We start from the raw sequence: 11,859 nt of genomic DNA, 5'->3' as shown, positions 1-11,859 counted from the left end.
TCTGTCAGGACTTGACAGAACATGGGCGCTTCGCCGCGCGTGCTGCTCCCATGGTGCCACGCGGTCAGTCGCTGCTGATCCAGTGGGAGTCGGCGGGCTCGGCGGGCACGCCCGCCTCGGCGAACAGGGCCTGCACCCGGTCGCGCGCCTGCCGCAGCGGCAGCCCGTCGCCGATCTCGCCCCGCTCGACCAGGTCACGGAAGCCCCGCGCCAGCCGGGCCTGCGGGTCTGCGCCCGGCGCCGCGCCGAGGAGCTCGTTCAGCCGCCGGATGGAGGTGTACGGGGTGATCCAGCGCTCGACGAGGTCGCGGTTGCCGCCGGGCGGCAGGTGCGGGCCGAGCTCGCCGGCCGCGACCCGGGCCCGGAACGCCGCGACGGCGGCCACCTCGCCGTCGTGACCGTCCACCCCGGACCGTCCGAACAGGACGATCGCCCGCCGGGCCGTGTCGACGTCGAAGGTGTGCCGACCGGCCGTCGGGTGGTCGTACACCTCGCTGAACCGGAACCCGAAGGAGTCCGAGATGGAGTCCCAGAACTCCAGCAGCAGGATCCTGCGGCGCCCGGCCTCCTCGGTGACCAGGATCGGATGTCCACGGTGGACGGACGTGGTCCGGCGCCCGTCATGCCGGCGCGCGTCGAACGGCACCCCGGCACGCACGCACCACGGCACCAGCCCGTCGCGGGTGCTGCCGCCGGCCGCGCGGGCCAGCCGCTCGCGCAGGTCGCCGCCCGGGCCGCCCCGGTCCATCGCCGCGGCAAGTCGTCCCGCGGCGTCGAGGGAGAGCCACAGCGCGCCGCCGCGGCCGTGCCGGTCCCGGGCGGGCGGGTCGGTGGTCGGATACGGCTCCAGCGCCATGCCGACACGGTAACGGGTGGCGGATGTTTCCCACATCTATCCGGACGTCCCGGTCATCCCGCCCACCGCCCGGACGGCCGGCTTCAAAAAATGTCGCACCCTGTGACTAACCTGCCGGGGGTCAAGGTAGTCCGAGACCCGATGAGGCAGGGATCGCATGACGTGGCTGACCGCCGGCGGTGGCTATGAGGTCACCCTGGATGCCGGGCGCATAGCGTGCCGTAACGCCAAGGGAAAGCTGCTCAAGTCCGTGCCGCCGGCGTTGAAGGACGACGCCGTCGTGTTCGGGCTCAAGCAGCTGCAGGAGTGGCTGGGCCGGCACCAGGCGCAGGTGCGCGAGCAGGTCGACCGGTGGATGGTCCGGTCACTGCCTGTGCCCGCCGAGGTCCTCGCCCGGGTCTGGGCCGACGAGGTGTGGCGGGCCGCGCTGACCGATCTGGTCGTCGCCGTCCTCGACGACGACGGCGGGTGGGACCCCGACGAGGTCGGGTTCCTGCGCGACGCGTCCGGCGACGGCGGCGGCACGATCGGCATCGTCAACCTCGACGGCGAGACGGTCCGCCTGCCGGCGGCGCGGGTCGCGATCCCCCACCCGGTGCAGCTGGCCGACCTCGACGACCTGCGGGAGTTCGCCGCCGACCTGAGCGTGCAGCAGTCCGTCGACCAGCTGTTCCGCCAGACGTGGACGCGCGGCGCCGACGTCGAGCCGACCGCGACCCGCGTCAGCGACTATGCCGGCGGCAAGTTCGCCGAGCTGCGGCACCTGACGGCACGCTCGTCGTCGCTGGGCTATCCGGTGAAGGGCGGTTCCGCGATCTGCCGCGTGTTCGAGGGCGGCCGCACCGTCGAGGCCCGCAGCTGGGTCGGCTCCGACGACCCCTATTACGAGACCGAGACCGGCGACCTGGTGTTCGTCCGGGAGGACGGCACGTCGCTGCCGCTCGGTGAGGTCGGGCCGGTCGCCTGGTCCGAAGGCATGCGCATGGCCGCCGCGCTCTATGCGGGCCGGGTCGTCGAGGAGAGCAAGGAAGAGGAAGAGGCATGACCGTCCCAGTAAGCGTCTCAGAAGCTCTGCTCGACGCCGGGGCGGTGCTGCCGTCCGGCGCCGGCCTGGCGCAGGACACGATCGACACGCTGACCACCCGGGCCTACCGGCACCCGGTCCTCGGCGACCGCACCGTCGTACGGCTCGTGCCGGGCACGCTCGGGCCCGCCGAGGACCTCACCATGGAGTTCCTCGGTTTCGAGGCGCCCGAGGCGGTCGCCGAGGTCGGGGTCGTGCGCCAGCAGGCGCTCGGGTTCCCCGCGTGGGCGCTGGTGCACGACCCGGCCAACGGTCACCACGCCCTCGCGCTCGTCAAGGACATCGAGCGGCTCGTGCGGATCGCCAAGTCGCGCATCGGCCCGGCCCGCGACGGGTTCGTCGAGCTCGGCGACCGGCTGGCGCGTTCCGTGCCGCACTTCCTGCCGACGTTCTACGAGGAGGCCGCGCGGGCGTTCCTCGCCGCCGACAGCCCGACCTATGCGGCGTCGATGTTCGGCAAGGCCCGCGACGCCGAGCGCGCGTTCGCGCTGCGGATCGACGAGGACCGGCAGCACACGGTCTTCCTGGAGTTCGCCCTCGCCGGCGCGCTGACCGCGAAGGCCCTGTCGGCGTATGCGCGTGACCTCGCCGCCCGCGCCGACGCGGCCACGGCGTATGAGCGGTTCCGCCGGCTGTGCGTGGAGCGGACCCTCGGTGGGATGCCGCCGTATGCGTCGATGCACACCGACCTGCGCCGGCTGGCGAAGGCGGCGAAGCTCGGCCAGGACGAGGAGGAGGCGCTGCTGCGGGTGCTGCTCACCGCCCCGTCGATCGTGCGGGCGCCCGGCGGGTTCTGGACCGCCTACCGGCCGGTCCTGGTGTCCGTCGCCCGGCAGGACCCGGCGGTGCGCGGCCAGCTGCTGGCGATGTTCCCCGGCAACTGCCCCGACGAGACCTGGCTGGAGATCCTCGATGAGTCCGGGGCGACCGCCGCGCTGACCGAGCCGGCCGGCACCGTGCCCGCCGAGGCCGAGTCGCCCGACGGCCCCGCCGGCTGGCTGACCCGCCTGCACCAGCACCGTTCCGGCTGGCGGCGGGAGCGGCTGGCGGCGCAGTGCGCGCTCGTGGCCCGGATGGCGCCGCGGCTGCGCGCCGACGGCGTGCCGGCCGACCTGTGCTCCTCCAGCGGCTATGTCGACCTCGACGTCGTCGACCTGTGCCTCGAGCTCGGCGTGCCCCTCGGCGAGGTCGCCGCCAACGCGAGCTGCCCGGTCGAGAAGTGGCTCAAGGACGACAAGCCGGGCCGCCGCGACCTCGCCCACGTCGCCGCGCACGAGCGGCTGCTGCCGCGCCTCGCCGACAGCATCGAGGGGCACCTGCGTCCCAGCTGGCACCGCACCACCGTGTCGCCGGAGCAGGTCGCCGCGGTCGTCGCCGTGCCGGGCCTGCGCACGGCGCTGCACTGGTGGATGGACCGGCTCGCCGACAGCGTGACCGGGCAGGGCCTGCCCGGCATCGACGAGCAGCTCGACCGGCTCGCGCTCATCGCCTGCCCGGAGGGGCTCGCGGTCAACCCGGAGGCGGTGCGCCGCATCACGGAGCACGACCTGGGCCCGGCCCTCGCCGCGACGCTGCGCGCCGGGGTCTTCGACGAATACGGCTGGCCGGCGCTGGAGGCCGCGGTCGACACGCTCATCGGCGAGGCCGCCGTCGAGTCCGACGACGACACCTACGACGCGAAGGTGCGGCTGCAGCGGCAGTGGCCGCAGCTACTGGTGCGCGCCGGCGATCAGGTCACCGTCGTCGGCGCCGACGGCGTCGAGCTGGAGCACACGCTGCGCATCCCGACCGGCCAGCGGCGCTACGACTGGAACACGGTCCTGCGCTACGTCGACGGGCAGCTGCTGGTCAGCTGGGACGTCGGCGAGGAGCGCGCCGGCTACTGGAGCGGCACCGCCGACGACGTGTTCACCAGCTCCGGCGAGTCGTTCACCACCAGCGGCCACATCTCGCTCGCCCTGCCGGGCGGCGGCCGCACCGCCGGCGGCCGGCCGTTGCACGCCGGCGACCGGTCGGCGCAGGAGCGCGGGCCGGTGTGCAGCGACGGCCAGCACTACTGGACGCTCGCGCAGTCCGGCGCCGACGAGTCGTGGCGCTGGCACGAGTATGACGTGCGCACCGGCGCCCTCGGCCGGCCGTCGCTGCCGGCGTTCTTCGAGGCCGGCGCCGTCGACGGCGAGCCGCTGCAGCACGACGCCTCGCAGCTGCTGCCGGCTCCGGCGCAGGCGGCGGGCAGCCCGCTCGGCCACCGCGACGGGCTGGTCGGCTGGCGGGTGCGGGAGTCGGAGTCCGGCCGGCAGACCGGCACCGGCGTCGACGGCCGCACGTTCACCGTCCCGGAGCAGGTCGGGCGGGCCGGCCGGCGCCGGCGGCACGGCCGGCTGGTCGGTGCGATCCGGTTCCCGGGTTCCGACACCGTCTACGGCATGGTGTATCAGGAGTCGTGGCGGGACAACCGGATCATCCTGTGCGCCGCCGACGGCACCGAGATCGCCACACTGAAGACGAACCTGAAGCAGGACCCGTTCCGGGAGGGCACCCGCATGCTGCCCCCGGTGACCTACTGGCACTTCCTGCGGGTCCGCGACGAGGCCGGCTCGGCGGCGCTGCGGGCCGCCACCGACGAGCAGGTGACGCGGCTGCTCGCCGCCGTCGCCGACCTCGTCGGCCCGGAGGCCGGGATCGACGCCGACACCGCCCGCAAGCTCGTCGGCGAGGCGTTCCCCGAGGTCGGCGCCCCGGCGCTCGTCGCCGGGATCAGCGGCGTGGTGAAGCAGGCGGCCCGCTCCACCGCCCGGCTCGTGGCGCTGACCACGGCCACGGCGGCGATCTCCGCCGGCACCGCGCAGGTCGACCCCGACGCCCACCTGCCGCACGACCGGGTGCTCAACGCGGCGCTGTCCGGGCTCATCCCGAGCTGTTACGACTACAGCCACGTCGCGGCCAACCTCTTCCTGCACGTGGGTGCGGCGCTGCTCGGCCGGGAGCCGGAGCGGCCGATCGCGCCGGTCGCCGGCACCGCCGACGCCGACTGGTTCGAGGTCGTCGGGGCGCTGCCCGCCGTGGCGTACCGCACGGTGTCGCCGCTGATCTCCGCCGAGCACCACACCAACCTGCTCGGCCTGCTCGAGGTCATCGCCGGGTCGGGGCTGCTCACGCCCGGCGGGCGGCTGCGCCGGCTGTGGCTGAAGGCCGACGACCTCACCGCGCTGCCCAAGCCCGGCGACGTCGTCACCGCCGGCCAGCGGCGGCTCGTCGTGCTGCGCGTCGACACGTCCGACGGTGAGGTCACCGCCGTCGAGTACTCCCCCGACGGCACGTTCGGCGCGGTCGCCGGCCACGCCATCACCAACCACCACGTGCTGGACCCGCACGGATGGGACACCGGGCGGCTCACCGCGTTCATCGCCGCGGCCCGGGAGCGGGGGCCGCTGCCGTGGCGCCCCGAGCTCGTCCCGGCGCTGTCGGCGGCGGCCGGCATCACGCTTGCCGACGCGGCGGTCCTGCTCGCCGACCCGGTCGGTTTCAAGGACTGGCAGGAGCGGCGCCCGGAGGACTGGCAGATCGACCCGGCGCTCACCGACGCCGCGGTCGAGGGCGCGGTCGGCGACCGCGACGCGCTTGGCCGGCCCGAGCGCCACAGCCTCGCCGTGGCGCTGCTGCCCGACGACCCGGCCGGCCTGTGGACCACCGGCCCGTCCGTCGAGGGCGCCGGCGCCTGGCACGTGCAGTATTACGGGGCGAGGACCCCGCTGCCCGACGACCTCGTCGTCGAGGTGCGCAAGGCCCGCATCACCGCCGGCATCCGGGCCTCGGCGTTCGTGCACGGCCTGGCCAACCCGGAGACGTGCCGCTGGCTGCACGGGCCCGTCGAGGGGGTGGGCGTCGGCGACCTGGTCATGGCGGTCACCCGCACCGTGCCGTGGCTGGTGCGCCGGCTGCCGGCCGGGCACGCCCTGCGCGCCGGGCTGCCCCGGGTGCTGGAGCTGGTCCGGCAGCGCCTCGCCGACCCGGCGCTGGAGCTGCCGATCGGCGCGCTGTATGGCGACAAGCTGCCCGACTTCATCGCCAAGATCGGGCTGCCCGTCACCGTCGACGGCACCACCCACGACGCCGGGCTCTACAAGGCCGAGGTCGACCGGCACTGGCCGTCGATCCTGCTGCGCCCCGCCCGGCTCACCGGCCCCGACGACCCGCGGCTGGCGGCACTGCTCACCGAGCTCGACTCCTCCCCGCGGTTCATCACCGCGATGCGGGCGATCCTCGGCGGCCAGCTCGACGACTGGGTCGCGGCGGCCGCCGCCGAGGCCGGCGCCGAGGAGGACCACGACCCGTCCCGCTCCGCGCCCGACCTCGTCGCCGAGGTCACCGCGAAGCACGGCATCGGCGCCGACGCGGCCACGCTCTACCTGCAGCTGCTCGCCCTGCCCGACCCGACCGACCGCAACGTCGCGGCCTGGACGGGCTGGAAACCGGCCCGGCTGAAGAAGGCCCGCGCCGAGCTCGCCGCCACCGACCTGGTCGTGGAGGCGAAACGGGCACGGGCCGGGCGGACCCTGTTCCTGCCCGGCGGCTGGATCGCGCTGTCCAGCCCGCACCTGCCGTTCGAGCGGTGGAAGCTGCCACTGTTCATCCGCGACGGCGACGACGTGACCGGCCTCGGCTCCGTCATCCCCGTCGCACCCGCGCCGGCACTGTTCGCCGTGGCCTGGGCCAGGGTCACCGGCGGCGACCACCCCCGCTTCGAAGAACTCACCACGAGAGGGCGTCGATGAGCACCACGTTGGAGACCGCGGCCGGGCTCGACCCGAGCCCCGTGCGGCAGGTCGACCCGGCCGAGCACGCGCACGCGGGCGAGCTGGCGTTCCTGGCCGCCCACGACGACGGCGCCCGCCCGCCCGGCTGGCGGCTCACCCCGCGCGCCGTGGTGACGTTCATCGTCGGCAGCGACGGTAAGGAGCTCACCCTGCCCAAGGGTGCCCGCGCCGCCGGGCTGCCCGCGAAGCTGGCGATCAGCCGCAAGTTCGTCGGTGACCGGGCGCTCGTCGAGCGCTGCGTCGTCACCCTCGCCGGCGAGCGCGGCCTGCTGCTCGTCGGCGAGCCCGGCACCGCCAAGTCGATGCTGTCGGAGCTGCTGTCGGCGGCGGTCTGCGGCACCAGCGAGCTGGTCGTGCAGGGCACCGCCGGCACCACCGAGGATCAGCTGCGCTACGGGTGGAACTATGCGCTGCTGCTCGCCGGCGGCCCCAGCCCCGAGGCGCTCGTGCCGTCGCCGGTGCTGACCGCGATGCGGGCCGGCGCCGTCGCCCGCGTCGAGGAGATCACCCGCTGCCTGCCCGAGGTGCAGGACGCGATGGTGTCCATCCTGTCCGACCGGCGCATCGCGGTGCCGGAGCTGTCCGGCACCGCCGGCGCCACGATCCACGCCGCGCCCGGCTTCACCCTCATCGCCACCGCCAACCTCCGCGACCGCGGCGTGTCGGAGATGTCGGCCGCGCTCAAACGCCGGTTCAACTTCGAGACCGTCGGCCCCATCCCCGACCTGGCGGAGGAGACCGCGCTCGTCGGCCGGCAGGCGCGGGCCGCGCTCGACCGGGTGCGCACCCCGTTCGCCGTCGACGAGGCGGTCCTCGAGGCGCTGGTGACCGCGTTCCGCGACCTGCGGGCCGGGCGGTCCGTGGAGGGCTGGGAGGTCGACCGGCCCTCCACGGTCATGAGCACCGCCGAGGCGGTCGCCGTCGCCACCTCCCTGGGCCTGGCCGCCGCGTACTTCCCGGGCGACCGCGACGTGCTGTCGCTGCTGCCCGCCCACCTGCAGGGCGTCGTGTGCAAGGACGACCCGGCCGACGGGGCGAAGCTGCTCGGCTACTGGGACGGCGCGGTGCGCCGCCGCGCCGAGGAGGGGTCCCGGCTGTGGACCCAGCTGTGGGAGCTCCGCGATGTCCTCAAGTCCTGACACCGCTGCGTCCGCCGGCCCTGCCGGGTCCGGCGGGCTCGACGGGTCCGGCGGGTCCGGCGGGTCTGGTGGGCTCGACGGGTCTGGTGGGCTCGCTGGGGCGGTGCCTGGCGGGGCGTTGCGGGCGCTCGCGGAGTCGACGGCGCCGTACCTGATCGGGGTGCGGCACCACTCGCCGGCGCTGTCCGCGGTCATGGACGACCTCCTCGACGCGGCCCGGCCCGAGGTGCTCCTGCTGGAGCTGCCGGCCGAGTTCGCCGACTGGCTGCCGTGGCTGGCCGACCCGGCCACCACGGCACCGGTCGCCCTCGCCGGCGTCGCCGGCCCCCGCGGCACCGCGGCGTTCTACCCGTTCGCCGACTTCTCCCCGGAGCTGGTCGCGGTGCGCTGGGCGGCCCGCAACGGCGTCGAGGTGATCCCGTGCGACCTGCCTCTGGCCGACCGCGCCTGGCACGAGGACCTCCCGGAGGACACCCCGGCCGCCGCACCCACCCACGACGCCCCGGCCACCGCACCGGCCGCCACTGCACCGGCCACCGCACCCACCCACGACACCCCGGCCACCGCACCGGCCGCCGCTGCACCGGCGACCGCACCGGCCCACGACGCCCCGGCGGCCGCAACCGCCCCGGACCCGGGCGGCGTGAAGGTGCCCGCCACGGTCGCCCCCGAAGGGTTGCGGCTGCTCGGCGACGCCCTGCGGCGGGCCGCGACGGGACGGCCCGACGAGGACATGTGGGACCGGGTCGTCGAGGCCCGGTCCCCCGGCGCGGCACCGGAGGCGGTACGCCGGGCCGCACTGCTCGTCGGCTGGGCGATGCGGCACGACACCGGCGACGGCGTCACCGCCCTCGACCTGCGCCGCGAGGCGTGGATGCGCCGGCACCTCGCGGCCCTGGAGGGGCGACGGGTGGCCGCGGTCGTCGGCTCGTTCCACGCGTGGGCGCTGCTCGACGTCGACAAGCAGGAGGACCGGCCCACCGACAAGCCGGCGGCGACGCGGCGGGCCGGGAAGGGGGGCGAGGTCGTCACGTCGCTGGTGCCGTACGCGTTCTCGCTCCTCGACGCCCGGTCCGGGTACCCGGCCGGGATCCGTGACCCCCGCTGGCAGCAGGCGGTCGTCGCCGCCGGTGGGCGGCCCGCGGACGTGGAGCGGGCCGCGCTCGGCGCGATCGTCGACGTGTGCGCGCGGGTCCGCGCGGCCGGGCATCCGGCGGGACCGGCGGAGGCTCGGGAGGCGTACCGGCTCGCGAGCGACCTGGCGCGGCTGCGGGCGCTGCCGGCACCCGGCCGCGGCGAGATCGTCGAGGCGTTGCAGAGCGTCGTCGCGCACGGCGAGGTCCTCGGCCGGGGCCGGGTCGTCGCGACCGCGATGGAGCAGGTGCTCGTCGGTGACGAGCGGGGGGTCCTCGCGCCCGGCACGCCCCGCTCGGGGCTGCGGCCCGCGGTCGAGGCCCTCGTCGGCGAGCTGCGCCTGCCCGGGCCCGGCGAGAAGTCCCGCGACCTGCGGCTGGACTCGCTGCGTTCGGACCTCGACCGGCGGCGGGAGGTGACGCTGCGGCAGCTGGAGGTGTGCCGGGTGCCGTACGCCGAACGCGTCGCCGTCGAAGGCGCCGGCGGCACCGACGCGCTCACCACGCGGTGGACGGTGCAGTGGGTGCCCGGCACGGAGGCGATGCTGGAGCTCGCCGGCATCCGCGGCGTCACCCTGGCCCAGGCGGCCGAGGGCACGCTGCGGCACCGCCGCCGGCTCGAGCAGGACGACAACGGCCCGACCTCGGCGCAGCTGATCGACGGCCTCGCCGTCGCCGCGGGGTGCGGGCTGGTCCCGCTGACCCGGGAGCGGGTCGCGGAGGTCGCCGCCCAGGTGCCCGCCGCGGCCAGCCTCGAGGAGCTGATGGCAGCGCTCGCCCTCGTCGACCGGCTGGACCGCGGGCACGTGCCCGGCATGCCGGCCGGCCTGCTCGGCGACCTGGCGCCGGTGATCGAGTCCCTGGAGTCCGCCGCCGTCCGGCAGGTCGACGGCCTGACCGGCTCCGAGTCCGTCGACGACGTACGGGCGCTGGTCGCCCTCGCCCAGCGCGCCGACGCTGCCGGGGTCGGGCTCTGGCTCTCCGCCGCGGTCGACCGGCTCGCCGGGGAGGGCACCCCCGTCATGTCGGCGGCTGCGGGTGCGGTACAGGTGATCCTCGGCCTCACCGAGCCGGCGGCGCTCGGCACGCGGCTGGCGTCGTGGGTCGACGGGGCCCGCACCGACGACGGCCGGCGGCGGCTGCTCGGCCGCCTCCGCGGGCTGCTCACCGCCGCGGAGCCGCTGCTGCAGGCCGGCGACGACATCCTCGGCGGTCTCCTCGACAGGGTCGAGACCCTGCCTGACGCCGACTTCCTGTCCCGGCTGCCGGCGCTGCGCGGCGGCTTCCAGGCGGTCAGCCCCGCCGGCCGGGACCGGCTGCTCGCGGTCGTCGAGCAGCGCCTCGGCGACACCGCGTCGGCCCGCGACATCGCCGGCGCGGCACCTGACGAGCTGCTCGTCAGGCTCCTCGCCGACCGGGCTGGCGCGGCGGCCCTCGCCGAGTACGGCCTGACGTCGCCCGCCGGGCCCGCGCCGTCAGCCGTGGCGCCCGCCGAGGCGCCCACCGAGGCGCCCACCGAGGCGGCCGACGGGGAGGCCGACGGGGAGGCCACGCCGGGCGCGGCCGTGACGGGCACTGATGCGGCCGACGAGGACGCCACGCCGGGCGCGGCCGTGGCGCCCACCGAGGAGGCCCCGCCGGGCGGGACCGTCGTGCCTGGCACGCCCGCGGCCGACCGCACACTGTCCACAGTGGACCGATGGCGGCTGCTGCTCGGCCGGCGGTCCGACGAGCTCGGTCCGGGCGCGGCGCGGTACGCCACCGCGCTCGACGAGCTGTACGGTGCCGGCACCGGCGAAGGGTCGCGGGCCGACGCGGCCGGGCGGGCGGGGCGCGAGGCGCCGTTCCCCGGGGTGCGGGAGTGGGCCGAGGAGCTGTCGGCGCTGTTCGGGCCGGGCATCCGCGAGGAGGTCCTCGCCCGCGCCGCGGAGGCCGGGCGGCGGGAGGCCGCGTTCCTGCTCGACCCCGACGCGGTGACCCCGTCGGTGGAGCTGCTGCAGACGGTGCTGTCGCTCGCCGGTGCCATGCCCGAGTCGGCGGTCGCGCGGCTGCGGCCGCTGGTCGCGCGGATCGTCGAGGAGCTCACCCGGCAGCTGGCGGCCCGGCTGCGGCCGGCCCTGGCAGGGATCACGACGCCGCGGCCGACCCGCCGGCCGGGCGGGCCCCTCGACCTGCCGCGGACGTTGCGCGCCAACCTCGCCACGACCCGCCGCGACGACGACGGACGGGTGCGGGTCATTCCGGAGCGGCCGGTGTTCCGGACCAAGGCGCGCCGCGGCGTCGACTGGCGGCTCGTGCTCGTCGTCGACGTCTCCGGGTCCATGGAGGCCTCGGTCATCTGGTCGGCGCTGACGGGGGCGATCCTTGCCGGGGTACCGGCGCTGACGACGCACTTCGTGGCCTTCTCGACCGAGGTCGTCGACCTCACCGACCGGGTCAGCGACCCGCTGAGCCTCCTGCTGGAGGTCCAGGTCGGCGGCGGCACCCACATCGCGGCAGGGTTGCGGCATGCGCGGTCGCTGGTGACGGTACCGTCGCGCACGCTGGTCGTCGTCGTCAGCGACTTCGAGGAGGGGTACCCCCTCGGCGGCCTGCTCGCGGAGACCCGGTCGCTGGTCGAGTCGGGCGCGACGGTGCTGGGTTGCGCGAGCCTCGACGACGGGGGCCGCCCCCGGTACTCGGTGTCGGTGGCCTCGCAGCTCGTCGCCTGCGGCATGCCGGTCGCCGCGTTGAGCCCCCTGGAGCTGGCCCGCTGGGTCGGGGAGAAGGTGCGTGCATGAGCAACCCAGTGAGCGTCGTGCCCCCGCGGCGATGGCCCGGGGCGGTGGCC

The 11,859-nt window shown here is 76.1% G+C and carries 5 protein-coding genes; 4 read left to right on the top strand and 1 reads right to left on the bottom strand.

Features of this window, described 5'->3' with window-relative positions; genetic code table 11:
- Positions 1-64 precede the first annotated feature (64 nt).
- A complete protein-coding gene (locus AB0H83_RS04365; RefSeq protein WP_360086619.1) occupies positions 65-856 on the bottom strand; it encodes a hypothetical protein in 792 nt (263 codons plus the stop codon).
- A gap of 157 nt (positions 857-1,013) precedes the next feature.
- On the opposite strand from AB0H83_RS04365, the gene AB0H83_RS04360 reads away from it, so the two are divergent.
- The 4 genes from AB0H83_RS04360 to AB0H83_RS04345 are packed head-to-tail and all read left to right on the top strand — an operon-like array spanning position 1,014 to position 11,809.
- On the top strand, positions 1,014-1,901 hold the full coding sequence (locus AB0H83_RS04360) for a DUF4132 domain-containing protein (protein WP_360086616.1): 888 nt from the start codon (positions 1,014-1,016) through the stop codon (positions 1,899-1,901).
- Positions 1,898-6,715, top strand: coding sequence for a hypothetical protein (locus AB0H83_RS04355; RefSeq protein ID WP_360086613.1), 4,818 nt, complete (start codon positions 1,898-1,900; stop codon positions 6,713-6,715). The genes AB0H83_RS04360 and AB0H83_RS04355 overlap by 4 nt, the downstream gene beginning before the upstream one ends.
- The gene (locus AB0H83_RS04350) at positions 6,712-7,896 is read left to right on the top strand and encodes an AAA family ATPase (protein WP_360086610.1); all 1,185 of its coding nucleotides are present in this window, start codon (positions 6,712-6,714) and stop codon (positions 7,894-7,896) included. Before AB0H83_RS04355 ends, AB0H83_RS04350 begins: the two co-directional genes overlap by 4 nt.
- Positions 7,880-11,809 carry a DUF5682 family protein gene (locus tag AB0H83_RS04345; protein ID WP_360086607.1) on the top strand — a complete coding sequence of 1,310 codons (3,930 nt, stop codon included), beginning with the start codon at positions 7,880-7,882 and terminating at the stop codon, positions 11,807-11,809. Before AB0H83_RS04350 ends, AB0H83_RS04345 begins: the two co-directional genes overlap by 17 nt.
- Positions 11,810-11,859: the final 50 nt, after the last annotated feature.

The sequence above is a fragment of the Dactylosporangium sp. NPDC050688 genome (assembly GCF_040654515.1).
Taxonomy (GTDB): Bacteria; Actinomycetota; Actinomycetes; order Mycobacteriales; family Micromonosporaceae; genus Dactylosporangium.
Note: the sequence above shows the minus strand (reverse complement) of the source record. Positions and strands in the feature narration are given on the sequence as shown.

Excerpts from the sequence above, each read along its gene's own strand:
- AB0H83_RS04365 (WP_360086619.1), bottom strand. The coding sequence starts at position 856 with ATGGCGCTGGAGCCGTATCCGACCACCGACCCGCCCGCCCGGGACCGG.
- AB0H83_RS04360 (WP_360086616.1), top strand. The coding sequence starts at position 1,014 with ATGACGTGGCTGACCGCCGGCGGTGGCTATGAGGTCACCCTGGATGCC.
- AB0H83_RS04355 (WP_360086613.1), top strand. The coding sequence starts at position 1,898 with ATGACCGTCCCAGTAAGCGTCTCAGAAGCTCTGCTCGACGCCGGGGCG.
- AB0H83_RS04350 (WP_360086610.1), top strand. The coding sequence starts at position 6,712 with ATGAGCACCACGTTGGAGACCGCGGCCGGGCTCGACCCGAGCCCCGTG.
- AB0H83_RS04345 (WP_360086607.1), top strand. The coding sequence starts at position 7,880 with ATGTCCTCAAGTCCTGACACCGCTGCGTCCGCCGGCCCTGCCGGGTCC.